At 43.3% G+C, this 21134-nt stretch carries 18 protein-coding genes; 8 read left to right on the top strand and 10 right to left on the bottom strand.

Going from position 1 to position 21134, the window contains the following annotated elements; translation table 11 throughout:
- Window positions 1–219 precede the first annotated feature (219 nt).
- From FTX54_RS04530 to FTX54_RS04520, 3 genes are all read right to left on the bottom strand, one after another.
- Window positions 220–381, bottom strand: a complete 162-nt coding sequence (locus FTX54_RS04530; protein ID WP_187254492.1) for a hypothetical protein — start codon at window positions 379–381, stop codon at window positions 220–222.
- A 217-nt stretch (window positions 382–598) separates the two neighbouring features.
- Entirely contained in the window at window positions 599–1603 is a 1005-nt protein-coding gene (locus FTX54_RS04525; RefSeq protein ID WP_147803249.1) for an LLM class flavin-dependent oxidoreductase, read from the bottom strand.
- An 86-nt stretch (window positions 1604–1689) separates the two neighbouring features.
- Complete coding sequence (locus FTX54_RS04520; protein WP_147803250.1) at window positions 1690–2067, bottom strand: nuclear transport factor 2 family protein; 378 nt, start codon at window positions 2065–2067, stop codon at window positions 1690–1692.
- Window positions 2068–2584: 517 nt separating this feature from the next.
- Here FTX54_RS04520 and FTX54_RS04515 point away from each other — a divergent pair.
- From FTX54_RS04515 to FTX54_RS04505, 3 genes are read left to right on the top strand one after another with little or no spacing between them, the layout of a single operon-like run.
- Window positions 2585–3241 (top strand): MtnX-like HAD-IB family phosphatase, encoded by a 657-nt coding sequence (locus FTX54_RS04515; RefSeq protein WP_147803369.1) that lies wholly within the window; start codon window positions 2585–2587, stop codon window positions 3239–3241.
- Window positions 3234–4298, top strand: coding sequence for an iron-containing alcohol dehydrogenase family protein (locus tag FTX54_RS04510; RefSeq protein ID WP_147803251.1), 1065 nt, complete (start codon window positions 3234–3236; stop codon window positions 4296–4298). Before FTX54_RS04515 ends, FTX54_RS04510 begins: the two co-directional genes overlap by 8 nt.
- A gap of 47 nt (window positions 4299–4345) precedes the next feature.
- A complete protein-coding gene (locus tag FTX54_RS04505; RefSeq protein ID WP_187254493.1) occupies window positions 4346–5176 on the top strand; it encodes an HpcH/HpaI aldolase/citrate lyase family protein in 831 nt (276 codons plus the stop codon).
- A gap of 240 nt (window positions 5177–5416) precedes the next feature.
- Here FTX54_RS04505 and FTX54_RS04500 read toward each other — a convergent pair whose 3' ends face one another.
- Window positions 5417–5794 (bottom strand): universal stress protein, encoded by a 378-nt coding sequence (locus FTX54_RS04500; protein WP_147803253.1) that lies wholly within the window; start codon window positions 5792–5794, stop codon window positions 5417–5419.
- 720 nt (window positions 5795–6514) lie between these two features.
- Between FTX54_RS04500 and FTX54_RS04495 the strand changes: the two genes are divergently transcribed.
- Entirely contained in the window at window positions 6515–7624 is a 1110-nt protein-coding gene (locus tag FTX54_RS04495; RefSeq protein WP_147803254.1) for an NADH:flavin oxidoreductase, read from the top strand.
- A gap of 53 nt (window positions 7625–7677) precedes the next feature.
- Here the strand turns inward: FTX54_RS04495 and FTX54_RS04490 are convergent, their stop codons facing one another.
- Both FTX54_RS04490 and FTX54_RS04485 read right to left on the bottom strand, forming a co-directional pair.
- On the bottom strand, window positions 7678–8424 hold the full coding sequence (locus tag FTX54_RS04490) for a sugar phosphate isomerase/epimerase family protein (RefSeq protein WP_147803255.1): 747 nt from the start codon (window positions 8422–8424) through the stop codon (window positions 7678–7680).
- Between the two features lie 1148 nt (window positions 8425–9572).
- Entirely contained in the window at window positions 9573–10154 is a 582-nt protein-coding gene (locus FTX54_RS04485) for a DNA-3-methyladenine glycosylase (protein ID WP_147803256.1), read from the bottom strand.
- A 389-nt stretch (window positions 10155–10543) separates the two neighbouring features.
- Here FTX54_RS04485 and FTX54_RS04480 point away from each other — a divergent pair, with 389 nt between their 5' ends.
- Entirely contained in the window at window positions 10544–11032 is a 489-nt protein-coding gene (locus tag FTX54_RS04480; RefSeq protein WP_147803257.1) for a VOC family protein, read from the top strand.
- Between the two features lie 5 nt (window positions 11033–11037).
- On the top strand, window positions 11038–11463 hold the full coding sequence (locus FTX54_RS04475) for a VOC family protein (RefSeq protein ID WP_187254494.1): 426 nt from the start codon (window positions 11038–11040) through the stop codon (window positions 11461–11463).
- Between the two features lie 46 nt (window positions 11464–11509).
- On the opposite strand, the gene FTX54_RS04470 is transcribed toward FTX54_RS04475, so the two are convergent.
- The 3 genes from FTX54_RS04470 to cobA all read right to left on the bottom strand — a co-directional run bounded on the left by FTX54_RS04470 (window position 11510) and on the right by cobA (window position 15031).
- Window positions 11510–12382 carry a DMT family transporter gene (locus FTX54_RS04470; protein ID WP_246125587.1) on the bottom strand — a complete coding sequence of 291 codons (873 nt, stop codon included), beginning with the start codon at window positions 12380–12382 and terminating at the stop codon, window positions 11510–11512.
- A gap of 357 nt (window positions 12383–12739) precedes the next feature.
- Window positions 12740–13525: an SDR family oxidoreductase gene (locus tag FTX54_RS04465; protein WP_147803259.1), complete on the bottom strand. Its 786-nt coding sequence runs from the start codon at window positions 13523–13525 to the stop codon at window positions 12740–12742.
- 90 nt (window positions 13526–13615) lie between these two features.
- Window positions 13616–15031, bottom strand: a complete 1416-nt coding sequence (gene cobA, locus FTX54_RS04460) for a uroporphyrinogen-III C-methyltransferase (protein WP_147803260.1) — start codon at window positions 15029–15031, stop codon at window positions 13616–13618.
- A 465-nt stretch (window positions 15032–15496) separates the two neighbouring features.
- On the opposite strand from cobA, the gene FTX54_RS04455 reads away from it, so the two are divergent.
- Together FTX54_RS04455 and FTX54_RS04450 are read left to right on the top strand one after the other, a co-directional pair.
- A complete protein-coding gene (locus FTX54_RS04455) occupies window positions 15497–16228 on the top strand; it encodes a LytR/AlgR family response regulator transcription factor (RefSeq protein ID WP_147803261.1) in 732 nt (243 codons plus the stop codon).
- Between the two features lie 982 nt (window positions 16229–17210).
- Window positions 17211–18893 carry a sensor domain-containing protein gene (locus FTX54_RS04450; protein WP_147803262.1) on the top strand — a complete coding sequence of 561 codons (1683 nt, stop codon included), beginning with the start codon at window positions 17211–17213 and terminating at the stop codon, window positions 18891–18893.
- Window positions 18894–18985: 92 nt separating this feature from the next.
- On the opposite strand, the gene FTX54_RS04445 is transcribed toward FTX54_RS04450, so the two are convergent.
- On the bottom strand, window positions 18986–20842 hold the full coding sequence (locus tag FTX54_RS04445; protein WP_147803263.1) for an ATP-binding protein: 1857 nt from the start codon (window positions 20840–20842) through the stop codon (window positions 18986–18988).
- Between the last annotated feature and the right edge of the window lie 292 nt (window positions 20843–21134).

Raw genomic sequence — 21134 nt, 5'->3', positions numbered from 1 at the left:
AATAATCAACTCATCGCAGATTGATGTGGTTACCTTTGTTTTACTATGGCTGCCTATAAATCAAATTAACACGCTCATATCTAACTGATCTTTCCTTATAGTTGGAGAGGTCAGTTTTATTTTTTCATTTATTTTCTTAACATGGGTTTTATGTCAAAATGTTGGCCGTACCCTTTGATAAATTTTTCATTTTCAAGTTATATATGTTGAACTTAATAATTAGTCTCCACTCCTGTAACCAGCCGCTTTCGTTTCCATGGGGACGCTTTCCAGGCGGGCCGGCCTCAGCTGATCCCTTCCTCCCTGCGGTCGTACGGGGTGGGGCTCGTCCTGATTTGCCCTGGAGTCGCCCCATGTACCCTGCAGCCGCCTGTTCTTCATTTCTGTTCTTCCTGCAGGTATAGTCGTCCGTTAAAAATGATACCACCCTTTTTTCTTTCGATAGGGAAGGCCGCTTTCGAGGCCATATATTCTATCTTTATAAATATTAAGTTCAATTTATATAGCCACAAAAAAAACGGTATGACTATTATAGTCATACCGTCCTCATAACTGGAAGTACAGCTCCCATCAGAAAACTGAACCTTCGCAATTCGATTTATTTACCATCAACTACTTCTTTAAAAATTTCGTAGGAACGCTTTTGCTTTTCGGGATCATACATATAGGACACAGCCATAATTTCATCGACATGATAAGCCTCCTGAAATTTCGTAAGCTGCTTCTTGATTGTATCTTTACTTCCGGAAAGAGTCATGCTGGACATAGAGCCTGCCACGGCCTTTTCCTGAGCGGTCCATATAGCATCCATATCTTCGACTGGCGGCTGAAGCGGGGTCTGGGAACCGCGGACTACATTTAAAAAGAACTGCTTCATCGTCGTTGTTTCCCTTTCTGCTTCCGCATCACTCTCGGCGGCAACAACATTCAGGCAGACCGTCACATGAGGTTTATCGAGATATTCGGAAGGCTGGAACCGGTCACGGTAAATAGCAATTGCCTGATCCATATAAGTAGGGGCAAAATGAGAGGCAAAGACATAAGGAAGCCCCATTTTTGCAGCAAGAACCGCTGAATCGGTTGAAGACCCAAGAATGTAAAGCGGTACTTCTGTCCCTACCCCAGGATGGGCTTTTACTTTAGACTGCTTTTCTGCCGGACCAAAATACGTCAGCAGGTCTTTCACATCATCCGGGAAGGAATGGACGGAGGTATCCATTTGAGAACGCCTTAACGCCCGGGCAGTAACCATGTCGGTCCCCGGAGCACGTCCGAGTCCTAAATCGAGACGATCCGGATAAAGAACGGCCATTGTACCAAACTGCTCCGCTACGGTAAGCGGGGAGTGATTCGGGAGCATGATCCCACCGGAACCGACACGAATTTTGCTGGTGTGTTCCAGCGTATGTTTGATCAGAAGAGTCGTTGCAGAACTTACCAATGTAGGAGTATTGTGGTGTTCTGCTATCCAGTAACGCTCATAGCCCATGTCTTCTGCTGACTGTGCAAGATCAACCATTGCATTGATTGCATCTTTCGTATCCTCGCCTTCACGTATTGGAGCAAGGTTTAGAACGGAAACTGGTACGTGTATATTTGTCATTTAGAACGATCCTTTCAAAATAAAGTTACTTTAATATCGTAACAGGAGGATCGCCGGAAACAAACTTATGTGCTTATGAAATCACATTACTGCTTACTTTCATCGCTGACAGCCTCCACAACATAGGAAGTCAGTTCTTTAATCTTTCCATCTGTTTCTTTATCCAGCTTGTAAACGTCACAGTATTCAAAAATTTTCACTTTTCCTTTCGCACTCCTCATCTCTATTCTTCCGTTGCAGGCAATGCTCGTCCCGTTTATAATTATATTTTCAATTTCTATGCTGTCTACTCCGTTGTCTCCCATGCTGTTCAACAAATTTAATACTTCCTGTTTGCCTCTTATTACTTCCTCGCCTGCCATTTTCCAGACCACATCTTCTGTAATATTATCAGCAATAAAGGAGATGTCGTTTGTGGCAAATGCTTCATTGAACGCCTGAATTAAATCTGCATTATGGTCCATTTCCTCTCACCCCTGCTTTCTTGTTTTTTGTATGTCTGCTTTATTCTTATCTTATACCCTGTTTTCTTCTTTATAATATTCCTATTTCTATATTTTTTACAAACCGTCCTAAAAAAGAACGACACTTATTATAGAAATTCTTTAATAATAACGTTATAACACTTATCGGAACGTTGTACGATTCAGGAGCATGATAATTCTTTCGGTCGTTCTTTAACTGGCCGCTGCTTCATTTACATTTGAGGCTGCAGCATCTTGCCCGTTCGCACCCACCACACTTCTTCCTGACTAAAGGCGTACGACTGGCAGACGTTATAGCGTGAAACGTCTTTCCACGTTACAAGTTTTTTCCTTCCTTCTTTTTAAAACATGGTATAATAAATCCAAAAAGAATTTGTGAATTAATTCACAAAAATATTTGCATTTTATTTACTTTTTGCCAATCGCTTGTTTTCTCCCTTTTTAAGTCAGATATAATGGAAGAGACGATCGTTTACTATGATGAGGAGGAATAATGATGAAAGAATGGGCTTTTGTTTCAGACTTTGACGGTACGATTTCCAAAAAGGACTTTTACTGGATTGTGATAGAAAAATATTTTCCGGAAGGTCATGAGATGGTTAAGAAATGGAAAGCTGGAGAAATAAAGGACATCGATTTTCTAAGCAAGGTTTTCACCTCCATCCACCAGGAGGAAGAGCAGATTCTACAGGACGTTCTGGACATTCCGATTGATGAACATATCCCCCGTTTTATCCGCAGGGTGCAGGAGAACGGCGGAAAGTTTTACGTTCTTAGTGCAGGAACGGATTACTATATCAACTACATTCTCGAAAAGTACGGAATTAAAAATGTAACTGTGCTTTCGAACAAAGGATATTACAAAGATAAAAATGTACACCTCGATATTAATCCGGAAAACCGCTACCACTCGGACCGATACGGCATTGACAAGTCAAAAGTCGTTCAGGATCTGAAGAAAGAATTTGATACAGTACATTTTGCCGGGGACAGCGAACCGGACTCCCATCCGGCAGTTTATGCGGATGTCACTTTTGCGAAAGATAAACTGCAGGACATTCTTACAGAGAAAAACGTCCCGTTTGTTCCAGTTACCGATTTCACAGAGGTAGAAAAAGAGCTGGTAAACAAAGGGTTTCTTCCTTATGAGTAATCCAATTACAAATATACCTATTCCCGCTATTCTCGATATTAATAATGGCAGCCTTTTCCGACTGGAGCAGACGTTTCAGCGTCACAATTTTGAATCCGCGCTTCTTCTATTTGACGGATTCACCTATGAAAACTACGCCGATAAAGTGAAACACTCGTTCTCAACAGCTAAAGTCGACATTCTTGAACTCGAAGACAGCCTTGATATACAGGAATTAATTAAACAGGCTTTTTCCATTGACCTCTATGATGTGATTGTAGCCATCGGCGGCGGCGCGGTCATTGACCACGGAAAATATATCGCTTTTTCACGGGCTGTTCCTTTTATTAGTGTACCGACGTCTGCTTCCAACGATGGCTTTGCGAGCAGCAACTGTTCTCTCATAGTTGAGGGTAAAAAGACGACCGTTCCCGCCAGAGTACCTTATGGAATTATTGCCGATCTCGATATCATTCAGCATGCTCCGAAAAAATTCATTCTCGCCGGAATCGGTGATCTGATGTCCAATATTACCGCTCTTTATGACTGGGATTTCGAAGACGCCCACGGCGCAGGCCAGGTAAATGCCTTTGCAGCTATGCTCAGTAAAAAAGCAGTGAACAGCTTTATCCGCACCCCCATGGACGATATTAATAATCCTACTTTTTTAAAAGAGCTCGTCAGCTCACTGACCATGGGCGGGGTGGCGACTGTGATCAGTGGAAACAGCGCTCCGATCAGCGGGTCGGAGCACCTTATCTCCCACGCTCTCGATAAACACGCCGGAGAGCCTCACATGCACGGCCTTCAGGTCGGTGTTGCAACCTACATCATGGCACATGTGCAGAATCATCGTGTCGAGCGGATGCAGAAAGTTTTCTCACGTACGGGCTTTTTCGACTATGTACAGACGCTCGGCATGAACAAAGAGGCCTTCCGCCATGCCATCGAACAAAGTCCACAAATGAAACCGCACAGGTATACGTATCTTCATGAAGAAAAATACCGGACGCGGGCACTGGAATTCCTGGAAAAAGATAAAACACTGAACGAAATACTGCAGCAATTCCATCATTAAAGTTTTTGATAAACAGAAAAGCTGTCACAACCCTGGAGGCAATGAATATGAAACAGCGGTCGCTGCTTTTTGTACCGGCATCTTCAGAAAAGCTCATTCAAAAAGGCCTTGCCTCAGAAGCTGACAGAGTCATATTCGACCTCGAAGACGGCATTGCCTTAAGTGAAAAGAAAACCGCACGGGAACGGCTTGTACGTGCCCTATCCAATGAGAAAAATCTGCATACTTTTTTTGTACGGATTAACAGCAGGCACTCTTCTTATTACGAAGCAGATACAGCCGCCATTGCGCGGCTCCCCGATATTGGAATTGTTCTTCCGAAAACATCCTCAGCTGATGAAATAAAACAGCTGAGAAACCGGCTGCCTGACAGACGGCTTCTGCCTCTTATTGAGAATGCCGCGGGAGTATGGTACGCGAAGGAGATCGCCGAGGCTGCTGAGGAAGTAGAAACGCTGGCATTTGGAGCAATAGACTACCGTCTTGACATTCAATCCCCCGGCCTTATTGATGAAAGAGATCTTCTTTATGCCCGTTCCCGTCTCGTTTTAGCGTGCCGGCTCGCAGGCAGAAATGGACCTGTTGACGGGGTTTATGAGCATTTTAAAGATGAGAATGGTTTTTATAAGCAGGCGGATGCTGTAAAGGGACTCGGTTTTAAAGGGAAGCTTCTTATTCATCCATCCCAGATTCGTCCTGCAAATGCGGCTTTCAGCCCGGCAAAAGCGGAAATTAATATAGCACGTGAAATTGTGGAGGCCTTTACTCAGGCAGAAAGCCGGGGGGAAGCATCCATTCAGGTCCAAGGAAGAATGGTTGATTATCCGGTTTTCAAAAAAGCTCTTGAAACTCTTGAAGAAGCTGAAGAAGCGGAGTAACACCAGAAGCATTTTTTCTCCATTTAAAGAAGGGGCTGTCCCATATGGTCAGGGCACAGCTTCGCGCGGGCAAAAGCCTGTTAGACAAATCTCCGTCTAACAGGCTTTTTAATACCTTTCCGGCTCCGCGAATGCTTTCCAGACTGTCTCGATATAACTTTTAAGGCAGCCTCACTTAGTTCATCCTGCACAGCGGGAATCCTCCCGCCGGATTATTCACCTTTATCTTAAGAAAGTTTTTTATTTTACAATCAAAGCCGGTATCTTCACATTTTTTACGACTTTGTAGCTGACACTGCCAAGCATGAACTGCTGCATATTGTCCAGACCGCGGCTTCCGATAATTATGATATCGAAGTCTTTTTTATTAATATAAGCAATTAATTCCTCTGCAGGCGCGCCTTTTAAAAAGGTAGCTCCGTAGTTCACTTGTGGATTCTCCAGCATCTCTTCCACCGGGGCTATACTCGATATGTATTCGTTCGTCCCTTTGCTGTCTTTAACCGTAATAATCTCAATATAACTATCCTTTACACGGGAAGCCAGGTAAGCTGCTTTTTCCGCAGCACGGAACGAATGCAGCGACCCATCGTAGGCTAAGGCTATTTTTTTGAACATATCGAATCCCTCCTATTATGAGTAACTTATACAGCACGGGAATGATTACGCTTTCATTTTTTTAATATTCTAAGTATAAACGAAATCAGCTTTCAATACACGCTGGAATCCATTTCATTAATGTTTTCCCCTGGAAAATGCAGGACAAGTTATAACAAATTCTAACCTGGCGTTCGCATTTAAAAATGGCGCGCGGAAAGCCCGCAGCTTCCGGAGGATGGAGAGCTGTTGAAGAAAACCCCTTGGGAAAACGTTCGTCTGCACTAGAGGTCCTCTGCCTTATTCGGTTTTTTACGGGATTAACTTTTATTAAGAAATGGAACCACTAAGATTAGAAAATGTCAGAATTAGAGTTTTTTCAGTCTGTACCGTTTCACATTCCTTCATAGCATTGTCTGCCTCGAAGGCATGTGAAAGCATTTGAATAAATGTTTTTCTTTCGTTATATACCATCCTGTGGTGGTTAAAGCAAAGCACGTAGTACAGAATTATTAGTAATCTTTTACAGAAGCAGATAAATTGAATTTGAGATAACCCGCTATTATAATGAGCGGCGTGTTAACTAAAGCACTGCTGATAACAAACGTCCAGTACGATAGAACCATTTTATAACTGCAGGTAAAAACTTTTTCCTGTATAAAGAATAAACAGCAGGTGCTTTGTTCTCTTCAATTACCAGTCTTCTTAAATACAGACAACACTTCGAAAAGGATGATAATTATGAATCAGAAAGTATTATTTACACCTTCTAAAATAAAAAATAAAACTTTGGCTAACCGCTTCATCGTTGCGCCAATGACACGTATCAGTGCTGAGAAAGACGGACGGGCCAATGAAACAATGCAGCATTATTACGAACGTTATGCCAAAGGAGGCTACAGCGCCGTTATTTCTGAAGGTATTTATTTGGACGAAAGCTACAGCCAGGGCTATTACAATCAGCCGGGACTCGCAAATGACGAGCATACAAATGCTTGGAAACCTGTCGTAAAAGCGGTGCAGGACAAAGGAGCTTTGATGATTGCTCAGCTGATGCACGCCGGCGGGCAAAGTCAGGGCAACATTTATACCGGGGAAACTATCGCTCCATCTACAGCAGCTCCAAAAGGCGAGCAACTCGGCTTTTACGGAGGATACGGGTCCTTTCAAACTCCCCAATCCGCTCAGGATGAAGATTTAAAGCAGATAAAAAAAGCTTTCGTTCAAAGTGCGCTTCGGGCAAAAGAAGCAGGTTTTGACGGCGTTGAACTTCACGGAGCCAATGGCTATCTGCTGGATCAATTTTTGACCGATTACTTGAATTACAGAAAAGATGCTTACGGTGGTACTGTCGAGAACCGGCTCCGCCTCATCCTTGAAGTCATTGATGAAGTTCGAGCGGCTGTTGGCGAGAGCTATATAATCGGTATTCGGATGTCCCAGATAAAGGTGACAGATTCAGATCATAAATGGGCAGACGGGGAGAAAGAAGCGGAAGCCATTTTTTCTGCTCTTGGAAATACTTCTCTTAATTATGTTCACGTTACGGATGGTGACGGCTCTGCTCCGGCATTCGGCGAAAACAGTCGTACGCTTGCTGAGGCAGCCAAGGTATTTGGAAAACTGCCTGTAATTGCTAACGGCGGACTTGGTACTCCTGAAAAAGCGGCCGCAGTTATCGGAAATGATGAGGCAGATTTCATCTCTCTAGGGACCAGCGCTCTTGCTAATCCCGATCTGCCAAACAAAGTTGAGAAAGAAAAGCGGCTGCAGGAATTTGACTTTGAAAAAACTCTGCTTCCACAGGCAGAAATAAAAGAACATGAACTGAATCAGCAACTGGTGAAATAACTTTTAAAAAGGCTGCTCCCGCAAATGGGAACAGCCTTTTTTATGTTTAAATTTTATTTAAAATTTTCTTTCAAGTAGTTAATACTCACTTCCGCACTTTTTAACGCTCCGATATGAGACACATCCTGCTCCACGATGAACCAGTCGAGGTTTCCTTCCTTTCCCTGTGTCATTACCGCTTCCAGATCAATGCCGCCGGTACCAAGCTCCGCAAAATCCTGACGGCCGTCTGTCGTCATATCTTTTAAATGAAGCAGCTTTGTTTTCTTCTTATACTGTTTCATCCATTGAAGAGGATCTTCACCGGCTTTCTGCAGCCAGTAGATGTCGAGTTCAGCGTTAACGTACTCTTCTCTTAAAAGCAGATGCAGGGGCACTTCCCCTTCTTTACTGTCGAGTTCAAAATCATGATTATGATAGCTGAACGTCATCCCATGCTCTGCACATACTTTACCTACGCGATTAAGGCGCTTCGCTGTGTCTTCGTAGGAAGCCTTGTCTTTACGAAGTTCCTCTGGGAGAAACGGACAAATAATATGCCCGTTATTGATTTCTTTTTGGTAAGCAATAATATTATCAAGATCCTGCTCCAGATCATCCAGCTGCACGTGAGTTCCAGCTGCCTTTAATCCGAGATCTTCCAATACTTTTTTCAGTTCGGAAGCCTTCAGTCCGCCATAGCCGGCAAACTCGACTCCTTCATAGCCTAAATCGGCTGCTTTTTTCAATGTTCCGGTAAAATCTTTTTCTGTTTCTTCCCTCAGACTGTAAAGCTGAATCGCCAGTGGAATATGTTTCATCTCAACCTCTCCTCATTGATAATTAGTCCGACAGTCCATAGGTTCAGCCTGCTTGTACGCTGATCTCAAAGTCAGCTGCAGGATTCAGACCGCTATGAGCTCTCTCTTTTCCTATTCAACATCTATCAGATAATTCCTTTAATGACGTCCAACTGGAAGCGTGAAGAGGAATTTCTGAGAAAAAAAGACAAAACTAAATCCCCCTGCTCCGAAGATCAGAGGGATAAAGAAAAGATTCACACCAGAGGGGACTCAACCATTTCTTGGCTTCTTCCCGTCACTTAAGCACTGTAAGCATTCACCATTTACGTTCGTTACTTTCAGCGTAACAGGGAGCCTCAGTTGGTTTCCGCAGGTGTTTTTGTTTCAATTTTGGGATTCCACGATTGGAAAAAACATATGCTGGAGGATCCTTTTCCAAGTTGCCGCTCCAACCAATATATTTGTTTTCTTTTCCCATTACGTTCAGCTTCATCGGCGGCAGAGGATTCGAAGGATTGATAAACTTTTATAAAAGAAAAGATTATCCATCGAAGTGCAGAGCCGCTTCAGCCGGTCATGCATTGGCGGAATCAACGCGATGGCTGAGTTTCCTGCGGTGTGAATCTATTCTGTTACTTATTATATACCCGCTCTCTCAAAAAATAACCTCATTTTCTAAAAAAAATAAAAATTTAAAATTATTTTTATAAGTAATCCATTTCATAAGCCGCTGTAAGAGAAGGGGTTCCGAATATTGTGAATGATTTACACTTCAGACGGACAGTTTCCGTGCCGCAGGACTCGTCTAATGCATCCAGTGCTATACACTGGATGCATGAAGGCTGTTCATAAAATATTTTTTATGTAAAGGTATACGGTTCGCTGCTTCCACCTCCCGGGGGACGCTTTCCGGGCGGGCCGGCCTCTGCTAATTTCTTCCGCCTGCATGTTGGAAGAAATGGATCTTCAGCTCGTCCTTTATCGCCTCGGAATCCCCCCTGCGGCTGCAGCAGGGAGATAAGAAGAAGTTTCTTCTTTTAAAAAAACAAAGCTATTCCGGCAGCTTTCTTCCATGAAAGTATATGAGGAAACTGAATCACACAGGAATATAAAAATTACAAAGTGGAACACCCTTCTGCATTTCTTCCGGCGAAAACCTTTCCCTGCTACTTGGACACAAACCGATTGCTCCTTTCCCAGAACCGCCACGGGTACGCCTTTGCATCTCCGCTGTTCGGAATACCGACTCTTGGTCCTGTAGAAACAGCTTGCGGCTTCGGTCCGTCGGCAATAAACAGCTTACCTGAATTTAAAGAGCTGCCGTAATCCTCCATTGAGATTCCCATAGCCTTCGTCAACTTTCCGGGGCCGCTCGTTAAATTACTCTCCTTATGGTGCTTCCCCCGTCTTTCAAACATTAACTCCCTGCCAGCGTATGGTTCAACAGCACGGACAAGCACCGCTTCCGGAAAGCCCTCCTCCGCACTGACAACGTTAAACAGGCAGTGCGTATGCATGACGTACGTGTAGGCATAACCGCTGGGACCAAACATTACTTCTGTTCGTTTCGTCCGTTTGTTCTGAAAGCTGTGCGCCGCCTGATCCATAGGCCCCCGATAAGCTTCTGTCTCCACGATTCTCCCTGCTGTCGTTCCTTCGTTCGTTTCTTTTACGAGAAGTTTCCCCAGTAAGCTTTCCGCTAAAACAAGCGTTTTCTGTTCATAAAATTCTTTCGATAATGGCTTCATGGCTGCAAAACCTCTTTTCTTATTTGTTATTTTATCCTCTATCCAGTTTCTTTAAACAGCCGGCCTTCCAGATAAACGCTCTGTTTAATTTCTGTACTTTTCATTATTTGATTAAGTTATTTTCAGGACCCCATAGTGGAATTGGGCTCCTCCGGATCTAAGCAGGACGTTCCCCACTCCAACCGGCAAAAAAAGGACGGAATCAGCTGAGGCTGGCCAGCTTCCCCAACGTTACGGAGGCGGCTATTTGCTGAACAAAAATAAGTTCATCTTATTTGTCAAAAATTATGAAAAATGCTATTTACTCTCCCCCGACAACTGATTTTTTGGTATAATAAGAACACAAGTTCCCTTTTTCATACCAATAATTAATAGGGAGGCGGAGAAGTATGGGAATTTCCACGCAAAAGATTGTCCCGTCCCTCTGGTTTGACTCTCAGGCGGAAGAAGCTGCGAAGTTTTACTGTTCCATTTTTGAGGATTCTGCCGTTACGAAAACAAGATATTACGGCGAAAGCGGTCCAGGTCCTGCCGGAAGCGTAATGGTCGTGGAATTTGAACTCGAAGGTCAGCCTTTTATCGGATTAAACGGTGGTCCGCACTTCACCTTCAACCCCGCCGTGTCGTTTACCATTCACTGCAGCAGCCAGGAAGAAGTTGACTATTACTGGAACAAACTGCTGGTCGGAGGACGGGAAGATCAGTGCGGGTGGCTGCAGGATCAATTCGGCTTATCCTGGCAGGTTGTCCCGGATGCTTTAACAGAGATGCTGCAGGACGAAAATGCTGAAAAAGCTCAGGCAGCCATGCAGGCAATGCTACAGATGAAAAAGATAATCATTGCAGATGTGGAAAAATCCTATAAGGAAGCGGGATGAGTACGATGATTACTGGAATAAACCCTTATCTTATTACAAACGGTAATGGAGCAGAAGCAGTAGCTTTTTATAAGGAAATTCTCGGAGCTGAGGTACTTGCGCTGATGACATTTGCAGAATCTCCGGAACAGCCGGAAACCCCTATGACAGAGGAAGAAAAAAGTATGATTATGCACGCTCACCTTAAAGTGGGCAGCGCGGACATTATGCTTTCTGACAGCCCTGCCGGCATGCCCTGCACGTCAGGAGATAATACAGCAATCGCTGTTCACACAGACAGTGCTGAACATGCGGAACATCTTTATTCCCACCTTAAAAGCGGCGGCCATGAGTTAATGAAGATCCAGAAAACTTTTTTCAGCTCTATGTACGGAGTTGTCACCGACCGGTTTGGAGTGACTTGGCATGTAGCAGCACCGGAGACAGAATAAAAAACCTCTAAAACAGCCCTTCTCACGCAGAAGAGCTGTTTTTACTTTACCTCCTAAGGAACAGATAAACGCCCAGCAGAACAAAGGAACCGCCGACAGTCTGAAGAATGGTCACTGTCTCTCCCAATAGAAAAATAGCGAGAATCGTTGCGCCTACTGGCTCCCCTAATATACTCATCGATATCGTGGATGTATTTACGTAATTCAATAATAGGTTATAAATGACGTGAGCAAGTGTCGGGAAAACAGCCAGAAGCACAAAAATCTGCCACTCCTCGTAGGGATAGCCTCCGAGAGGTACCTGAGCAATAACATTGTAGACCGTCAATGAAACACCCGCAATCAAAAAGACGCAGAAGCTGTAAATCCAGTGAGAAATCTTTCTCACAGTAGACTGACCGATCAACAGGTAAGCTACAATTGCGATGACACTCAGAAAAGATAAAATGTCCCCGATAACAGCCGCCCGGCTTAACCCCAGATCCCCTATCCCAATCATGACTATACCAATAAAAGAAATCCCTATCGTCGCCACTGTAAACAAATTTGTCCTTTCTTTATAAACAAGGAAACCGCCAATTAAAGCTACAACTGGCTGCAAAGCGAGGATAATGGTTGAACTCGCCACCGTCGTCAGCTTCAATGATCCGAACCAGAGCGCAAAGTGCAGTGCCAGGAAAACCCCGGAAATACTTAGAATGAGCCAGTCTTTTCTTTTGAGCAGAAACAGCTGCTTTCTTTTGATAATAACGATTGGAAGAAGCAGCAGACAGGCTAGATACATGCGGTACATACTAATAATAGTGGCAGGTGCATCCGACCATTTAACGAAGATCGCCGCAAATGAAATGGCGATAATGGAAATCGTTAATAATAATCCGACGGAAGGGGCTTTTTTTATATTTTCTTCTTCAGTCACCGCTCTCCCCTCCTGCTGTATGTAAAATTCAAGGAAACTTTATTCCGATCCATTTAATTTATCACAAAAAGAAACCTTTCTCGTCCTTTTAAGCATTTTTTCCGTTGGCTGTCTTGAAAATAAAACATTTAAGCGATGAGCCTCCGCCTTCGCTATCATGGGGACGCTTTAATAGAGCTTTTCCGTTAAATGCTCTTTCAAAAATAGAAGTATATATATACGAAGCTGATTTCAGCAAGCGGCCGAGGCTGCTCTCTCAGTTCGAATGCTCTACAAAAAAGCGTCCTGACGAATAAAGGTTCGTCAAGGACGCTATTCTCTAATTGGAAGCGGACTAATGATAACAGGCTTGCCTTTTTACATTTCTTTTTCCCAGTTTTCCTGTTCTTCCTGCCGCATGCTGTCCGCTGTTTTCTGCGGATAGGCAGTCCGGAACTTGTGGGAATCTTTCGGTATGATTCTTACCATTTCGGCGATCATATCTTCTGCAGGAAACTGGCTGTCGAGACCTTTGTCGTTCTCCTGCATTTTTTCCGGAGAAGTGTAGTGAACTTCTTTATCAAACCATTCCCATTTTTCTTCTGCAGCGCGGTCGTTAAAGCCTGTATCGAAAGGTCCCGGATTGATCGTCGCCACTTTCACGTTAAATTCCTTCATTTCTTCACTCAATGATTTAGCTATCGCTTCAAGCGCATGTTTCGAAGCTGCGTAAAGCCCTTTATAGCCGGAAGCCATAACACCTGCCATAGAAGACATGAAGACGATTTTCCCTTCCTGCTTTTCCACAAACTTAGCTGCGGCAATCCGTGCCGTTTCCAGCGTACTGAAAACATTTACTTCAAAGATTTCCCTAAAAGCCGACATCGGCACTTCTCCGAGCGGTCCGCCTTCATTTATAGCCGCATTGGCTACGAAGATGTCGAAGTCGTACCGTTCCATACGGATCTGATCTTCCGGATTGGTAATGTCCATTTTAAACACTTCCATCTTCACTCCTGCTTCTTTCGCTTCCTGGCGGAGAGAAGTGACCTGCGGATGGTTTTCCACCGAAGCAATGACGTGATGCCCTTCTTTTGCTAATCCGAGCGCCGTTCCTTTGCCGAGCCCGGTTCCGGCTCCGGTAATAAAAATTGTTTTAGTCAATAAAAACGCCTCCCATCGTTATCTTTTTCATGGGAAACGTATTCCCTGTGGGTTGATTGATAAACATTGGGAGCTGCTTCTTTGAAGGGGTTACCGGACCGGATGGAAAGAACTGTTTTTCCACATTTCCAGTTCCTGCTGCACTTGTTCGTCTAATATGGAAAAGCCGTGTGCCTGCGCATATTTTTTTACCGTTTCTCCAAGACAGGCAAACCGCAAATGACTGAGATTCAACATCCCGTACAAGTTCCGGACATGCAGGAACCAGTCTACTGAAGCTGCGCTCGGAAATACGACCGTTTCCCATTCTTCTTCGAGCATACGCTCATCTATTATCCTGAATCTATTATCCAGTTTCACGGCGTGAGTAGTCAGTATCTCTCCTCCTGGTGAAGAGATCTCCTCTTTTTCATAACCGACAACCAGCATCCCTTCGCCTGACTCGTTTATCTTTTCCGATTTCAGCCCCGCATTCTGGAGGACACGCTTCGTTTTTTCGGAAAGGCAATAAATGTTCCGTGGAAGATCACGGACATCAAATCCTTCCGCATAAAACTGTTCGAGTAAAATTGTCACACTTTCCGGAGACTGAAATAAAAGAGCATCCGCCTTTTTGACGCTCTGAAGAGAGGTCGAAGCCAGATTCTTTTTTTCCAGCTTCAAAGCGGGAAAAGCGTACGCTTCCGCCCCAAGTTCAAGGAAATGCTGCTCCAAACTGCTTTCTGCTGAGGAAGATTTGGCAACGAGAATTCGTTTCCCGAACAACCGCTTCGCTTCAAACCACTGGAGCTCTTCCCTCAGTCCGACGACATCGCCAATAATTGTCATTGCCGGATTTTGAATGCCGGTCTTCTTTACTTCCTCTTCGATCGTCGTAATCGTTCCTGTTACAGTTCTCTGTTTACCGGTTGTAGCCCATTCAATGACCGCGGCTTTCGTATCGGGTGAAAACCCGTCTTTCACTAGTTCCTCACAGTGATAGCCGAGATTTTTCACACCCATGTAGTAGGCGATTGTATCGCCGTGCCCCTCTTTATCCTGAGGAACGGTACTGCTTTTCTCGACGGAATGACCGGTTCGCAGCGTAATACTTGCACTATGGTTCCGGTGTGTAACCGGTATACCGGCATAACTTGCTGCTGCAAGGCTTGAGGTAATGCCGGGAACAATTTCATACTCTACTTCTTTCCGTTTCAAAGCAGACGCTTCTTCCCCGACCCGCCCAAAAACAGCAGGATCTCCCCCTTTTAACCTTACTACCTGGTGGCCTGCAAGCGCCTTATCTTTAAGCGTTTTATTGATCGTTTCCTGAGGCATAACGTGTTTTGTCGGAAGCTTGCCGCAGTATATAAATTCGCACGTCTCTTTTGTAAATCGGAGCAGACGCGGATTTACGAGCCGGTCGTATAGAACAACATCTGCCTTCCGGAGACGGCGCAGTCCTTTAGCTGTTATTAGTTCCACATCGCCTGGGCCTGCACCCACAAACGAAACAAATCCTTTCATTCTCTCCACCCTCCCCTTTATTAAAAGGCTGCATTGAAAATTAAGTAGATAATCGATGAACGTGCGCTTTCGTTACCATGGGGACGCTTGCCGGGAGGGGCGGCCTCAGCTAATTCCTTCCTCCCTTTAGTCGGGCGGGATGGATCTTCAGCTCGTCCTTCATCGCCTCGGAGTCGCCCCATGTCCACTCCAGCTTATGGTAAAAGACAGGACAGCCTCTGCCTCCTAATAATGATACTTTTCTGCCGCAGTGAGAACAACCGATGATTTTCGGATTGATCGAAAACAGATATTTACCAGGTACAGGTTTCACTTGGACAATCCCCAAATATGATGAAGCTTATTTATTTTGTTACAATAGGAAGTAACCATGCGAGTCTCTCCTGCTGACTGGAGTACCTATTAAATTTGGCAGACATTATAACGATCTGCCAGCATGTTAATAATTTACGGAAAGGTTTTTAAATGATGAAGAAAAGAAAAGTAATTATTGCAGAAGACGATACTAATTCATCGGAAATTCTCCAGGAATTTTTAAAAAAAGCTGCAGATTTCGAAATTGTCGGCGTGGTAGAAAACGGAGAAGAACTAATAGAATTGAATTTCAACCTTAAACCGGATGTAGCTCTTGTCGATATCGGTCTTCCGGTGCTCGATGGCATGAAGGCGGTCAAAGAGTGTATTAAAACAAATCCTTCTCTTCAATATATATTTACGACAGCTTACGAAGAATTTGCAGTGGAAGCTTTCGATATCTCCGCCGTAGATTATATCGTTAAGCCTATTAAAAAAATACGGCTTTATGAAGCGCTGGAAAAAATAAAACCCTCAATTTCTTCAGAAAAATCACCGGCAGAGTCCAGTGTCAGCAAAAATAAAAAATTAATCGTTAAAACAAGTACTGCTCTGCAGGTTATAGATACAGATACAATAGTTTTCATTGAAAAAATGAACCGGAAAACCTTTATCCATACTAGAGAGACGACATACGAAAGTAATGAAACACTCGAGAATTATTCGAAAATGCTGAAAGATAACTTTTTTTCCAGTCATCGATCTTTCCTTATAAATTTAAATTTTGTATCTCAGATAATCAGTGACGGCGAAACCTATTTCATATACTTTCAAGATTTCAGTAAATATGCGCACGTGTCAAAGCTCAAGTACCTGGAACTTGTGGAAAGATTAAAGCAGTAAAAAATTCACAGCCCCTGGTGCAGACACCGGCTGTTCCGCCCTGGATATAAAATTCTTCTACCAGCAGCCCCCCTTTACCAGTATCTTCGACCTGCAAACCTGCTCTTTGCGGGGCACTTACATAAAACAGCTGCCCCGCTGCCTCTTTTAAAGAAGCTTTTGGCGCTAAGTATGAAACCAGCAGCCCTCCTCCCATAATTCTTTATCTTAAACCAGTTTTTACGAACATTTCAGACACTTTATCGACCATTACAGACCCGTTAACCTGTATTTCGCCTGGATCGCATTGTTCCCCTCCTCCCTCTCATTTATAATTAAATGTTAGATACGTGTGCAGAACCCTGAAAAAATCTATTTTTCTTCTTAGTTGAATCCATTTTATAAGTATGTTTCCCGGAGAAAGATACGAATATTTGCGTAATTTTATATCTGAACGGTTGTATTACTTATGATATCGCAATGAAAGACAGGGACTCCCGCAGGAGGAAGCGCTCTCGAAAGATCAACCTTTGCGAAAGGGTTTCTTACAAAAGAGAGCTGAAGCCAAGCCGCCGGGAAAGCATTTGTCTAAAACGGAGATCTTATCAAATATTCGGATTTATACATTAGAATCAATTTCATAATATATTATTTAAGTTATTTTAACGAACATTTTATCAATTTATAGTTTGAATATTCGTCTATAAATTCGGATGATTAAAACGGCAGACGACGACTCCGGCGGGGTTAAGCGAAGTCTTAAAATCCATTCTTCCAGTGTATAGCACTGGAAGAATTAGTTGAAGACGAGCCCCGCGGAAAGCGTCCGTATGAAGTGGAAATCATTCACCATGTTCGGAAATTTCTTTCTTACAGCGACTTATGAAATTGATTCATTATAATAAGTATTTCGAAATGCCTTCACTTATATTATATATAAATTTCCTGCTCAATCTATTTCATCACCAAGAAAGCATTACGTTCAAAAAGGAGTGAGCACGATTTGGATAATCTAATCGACTATCAGCAGCTGGCCAATCAATTGGATGACGAGGTATCTATTTTAAAAGTAGAAGAGCGGAACCGTTATCAATATGTTTTCCTTAATGACAAAGCCGCTGAAAAAAACAGCCCCGACAATCCGATAAACAAAACCCTTCAGGAGATCCTGCCTGTTTCCGAATGGGAAAAAATACAAGGGTCTTATAAGGAGGCTGTTTCCACTGGAAAGCCGGTTGTCTTTATTCAGTACAGAGAAGAGAGCGTCGAAGAGACAAAGCTTTCTTTAATTACCAATTCAAAGGATGGTTCAAAATACCTCCTCTCTGTTACGAGAGACATTACAGAAGAAAAACATCAGGAAAGAAAAATCAGATTTCTTGAAAACAACGATCCAATAACTAAGCTGCCTAATAAATCTCTATTGGAAAGCAGGCTCGCCACATCTATCCAGATTTCCAGAGAGAAAAAATCTCTGACGGCTCTTCTTTATATTTATGTTGATGGTTTTCAAAGCGTGCACGATTATTTAGGACATTCTTCCTCAGTCGACCAGCTTTTAATAGAAGCGATCGGCCGTATTAACGGGTGTTTCGAAGGCCATCAGACGCTGGCACGAACAGGAAGCCAGGGGTTTTCCCTGCTCATCTCGGATATTCCACAGCACGAAACCGCAGTTACCTGTGCGAAATCCATTATCAAAAGTCTGGAAGAACCGTTTCACTACAACCAGCACACCTTTCAGCTGACAAGCAGTATCGGCATTACTTATTATGAGGGCAGCGGAGAAACGTCTGTAGAAGAACTGTTGAAACAGGCGGAGCTTGCAATGTATATGGTGAAAAGACGGTATAAAAATCATTACGTTGTTTACAAAGAAGAAATGCAGCAGATGATCCAGCAGCAGATTAATATCGGCGGCGATATCCAGCAGGCCTTAAACGAAGAAGACTTCTTCCTCGAATATCAGCCAATTGTCGATATGAGAACCAATCGCATTAAGAGTGTGGAAACTCTTGTCCGCTGGGATCACGCGACGATTGGCACCCTTTATCCTGTCCAGTTTATTTCTCTGGCTGAAAAGACGGGCTTAATCGTCCCGCTTGGTGAGTGGGTTTTAAGAGAAGCCTGCACTCAGTTGAAAAAGTGGCAGGATCAAGGTTTCACCGATTTCAATATTACTGTCAATGTCTCTACCTTTCAGCTTCAAAAAATGGAAAGCTTTTATGAAATGGTTCAGAAAATCTTGAAAGAAACAGGCGTTCCAGCTGAAAATCTGGAAATGGAAATTACCGAAACCATCTTCATGGAAAACATTGAAGCACTCTTCGTCATCGTCGAAAAATTGAGTGATCTCGGCATTAAAATTTCCATCGATGATTTCGGTACGGGCTACTCTTCAATGAGTGTATTGAAGTATCTCCCGGTCCATACGATAAAAATTGACCAGTCATTTTTAAGAAATGAATCGGACGGAGTTAAAAATCGGGCTGTGATCAAATCGATCAGCGGTCTTGCCAAAGATCTGCGGATAAAAACTGTTATTGAAGGTATTGAAAACGAAGAGCAGCTTGCTCTTGCATTAAAAGAAGGCTGTCATCTCCTGCAGGGCCACTATTTTTTCCCTCCTTCTTCTGTGGAAGACGTCACTGCTTATATTAATGAAAAAACTATCCTTATTACCTGATGCTTTCAATTACCGTTCGGCACAGACAGACTCACTTATTCAATAAGCATAAAAAAGGCTTTCCCCTCCAAACTTCAGGGGAAAGCCTTTTTTTACCGAACCTGTAACGATACAGACAGCTTTTTCTTTAATTCCTGAAGCTGAACAGGTTTTGTAATATATTCCACGCAGCCCCGTCTGCTCATGTCTTCAACCGTAGAGTCATTCGCATCAGCGCTGATAACAATAACAGGTATATCTCTTGTTGCCTCCTCTTCTTTCAGACTGGAAAGGACTTCCCTGCCATCTATATCCGGGAGACCAAGGTCGAGCAGTATTAAGTCCGGGCTGTGTTCCGCTGCTGCCTGGATTCCTTCCCGGCCGGTTTCAGCAGCTGATAAGGAAGCTCCTTCAACACTTTTCAGCACCGCTTCAATCAGCTCTAGGTTTTCCGGCTGATCTTCAATATATAAGACTTTTTTCTCCTGTGAAGGGACAGGCTCGATAACTTCCTTCATCCTGTTTTCACCCTCAAACAAGACAACCTGTTCTTTTTCCATGCTTTTGAAAGAGACCCAGAACGTAGCGCCTTTTCCTTCGTTGTTATACGCTCCATACAAGCCGTCCATTTCTTTTGTCAGCTTCGAAACAATCGCGAGGCCGAGGCCGGAACCTTTCCACTGCTGCATGTTTCGTTTACTGCGGTAGAAAGCCTTGAATAACATGTCTATTTCCTGTTCCGGGATCCCGATCCCTGTATCTTCCACATTCAGCTTTAGTCTGTTCTGCCCTCTTGACGTGTAGATGCGTATTTTTCCATTATCCGTGTTGTACTTAAGGGCGTTCGTCAGTAAATTATTGATTACCTGCTTTATCCGCATGTGATCGGCCTCGATATACAAATCCTCATCCATAGGTTCTACCACGATATCGACGTTGGAATGTTCCTCGAAGGAAATAGCGGAAATGCATTCTTCCAGAAGCGTTTTAACTGGAATAGGCTTTACATTTAAACGGATATTTCCAGCTTCAATAGCAGAAAAATCAAGAATTTCTTTTATTAATTCCAGTAAATGATTGGAGGAATCATTGATTCTGTTCAGCATCGATAAAGACTTTCCACTCATTTGCTCTTCTTCCAGAAGAATCTGGGTAAATCCGGAAATAGAGTTTAACGGCGTACGTAAATCATGGCTCATCTGCGATAGAAAAATACTCTTCGTCCGATTCGCTTTTTCGGCATTTCTTTTAGCCATCTGAAGCTGATGGTGCTCGAGAAGCAGTTTATTATTTTTTTCTTTTATTTTTTCATAGTCCTGCTCGATTTTCTTTAACTTCTTTTTGTCTGCTTCGGCAAACTCCAATAAATAGTCTTCGCTGTAGAGGGGAGATTTGACGATCTGTTCGTCCGTCATAAAGTATTCATGAACTTTAAGCATTTCATTTTGAATAAAGGAGGAACATGTCAGAGCATTATACGAGCAGACGCTGATTACATGCTTTTCCCCGAGAAGGTCATCACAGGCGCACTCGTATTTTCTCAATTCGCTGATCGCATTCCCCTGAACTAAAACCTGACCCCAGATCCTTGTCGCATCGTTTCCGGCAAAGTTCGGTTCCAGGAGGTTCAACAGGTTCTCATAGGAGTTAGAAGCATTAAAATCGCTTGCCGACGAATACAGCTCATCGTTTTCGACGTATGTGATTTTTTTCAGTTTCTGTAGAGGAAGTCCTTTTTCAAGCAGTTTATCTTTCAGCTTTCCCAGAAAGGATTTGGACTCTACAACAATAATCTTCTGTTTTTTTAAAATGCCTTCGGCTATATAATCGACAGCGTGATCCATATATCGTTCCTCGTCATCAAACATATAGAGGATGTGAGCACCTTGTTTGTCTCCAATTTCATTTATATGATCCTGAATATTCATTTTTTCATCTGCGGCAGCGGTCATCTGTGATTCCCTCATCATCCTGCCTCCTCCATAACGTTGTTTTCCGTTCTCAGGATAAATCCTTTCACTTATTATATCAAATCTTTTTCTGAGCGTAAGCCGCCAGACCCCGGCTTTTTTTGACTGCTGCAAACCAAAACCCCGCTCCTCAGTAAATTAAGCCTCTGAAAAACGGGACAGGACATTATGAGCCTCTCTAAAATCACTATATAGTAAAGAATTCCTCAATAGAAGATCCTCGAGTAAATCCCGAATAAGATACATAACCTTCAGTTTGTTTTAAGGAAGGCCGCTGTTATTATGATTGACG

The sequence above is a fragment of the Alkalicoccus halolimnae genome (genome assembly GCF_008014775.2).
GTDB lineage: Bacteria > Bacillota > Bacilli > Bacillales > Salisediminibacteriaceae > Alkalicoccus > Alkalicoccus halolimnae.
Note: the sequence above shows the minus strand (reverse complement) of the source record. Positions and strands in the feature narration are given on the sequence as shown.

What these genes read in the sequence shown, in the direction of transcription:
- FTX54_RS04530 (WP_187254492.1), bottom strand. Translation starts at nt 381, where the DNA reads ATGAAGAACAGGCGGCTGCAGGGTACATGGGGCGACTCCAGGGCAAAT.
- FTX54_RS04525 (WP_147803249.1), bottom strand. Translation starts at nt 1,603, where the DNA reads ATGACAAATATACACGTACCAGTTTCCGTTCTAAACCTTGCTCCAATA.
- FTX54_RS04520 (WP_147803250.1), bottom strand. Translation starts at nt 2,067, where the DNA reads ATGGACCATAATGCAGATTTAATTCAGGCGTTCAATGAAGCATTTGCC.
- FTX54_RS04515 (WP_147803369.1), top strand. Translation starts at nt 2,585, where the DNA reads ATGAAAGAATGGGCTTTTGTTTCAGACTTTGACGGTACGATTTCCAAA.
- FTX54_RS04510 (WP_147803251.1), top strand. Translation starts at nt 3,234, where the DNA reads ATGAGTAATCCAATTACAAATATACCTATTCCCGCTATTCTCGATATT.
- FTX54_RS04505 (WP_187254493.1), top strand. Translation starts at nt 4,346, where the DNA reads ATGAAACAGCGGTCGCTGCTTTTTGTACCGGCATCTTCAGAAAAGCTC.
- FTX54_RS04500 (WP_147803253.1), bottom strand. Translation starts at nt 5,794, where the DNA reads ATGTTCAAAAAAATAGCCTTAGCCTACGATGGGTCGCTGCATTCGTTC.
- FTX54_RS04495 (WP_147803254.1), top strand. Translation starts at nt 6,515, where the DNA reads ATGAATCAGAAAGTATTATTTACACCTTCTAAAATAAAAAATAAAACT.
- FTX54_RS04490 (WP_147803255.1), bottom strand. Translation starts at nt 8,424, where the DNA reads ATGAAACATATTCCACTGGCGATTCAGCTTTACAGTCTGAGGGAAGAA.
- FTX54_RS04485 (WP_147803256.1), bottom strand. Translation starts at nt 10,154, where the DNA reads ATGAAGCCATTATCGAAAGAATTTTATGAACAGAAAACGCTTGTTTTA.
- FTX54_RS04480 (WP_147803257.1), top strand. Translation starts at nt 10,544, where the DNA reads ATGGGAATTTCCACGCAAAAGATTGTCCCGTCCCTCTGGTTTGACTCT.
- FTX54_RS04475 (WP_187254494.1), top strand. Translation starts at nt 11,038, where the DNA reads ATGATTACTGGAATAAACCCTTATCTTATTACAAACGGTAATGGAGCA.
- cobA (WP_147803260.1), bottom strand. Translation starts at nt 15,031, where the DNA reads ATGAAAGGATTTGTTTCGTTTGTGGGTGCAGGCCCAGGCGATGTGGAA.
- FTX54_RS04455 (WP_147803261.1), top strand. Translation starts at nt 15,497, where the DNA reads ATGATGAAGAAAAGAAAAGTAATTATTGCAGAAGACGATACTAATTCA.
- FTX54_RS04445 (WP_147803263.1), bottom strand. Translation starts at nt 20,842, where the DNA reads ATGATGAGGGAATCACAGATGACCGCTGCCGCAGATGAAAAAATGAAT.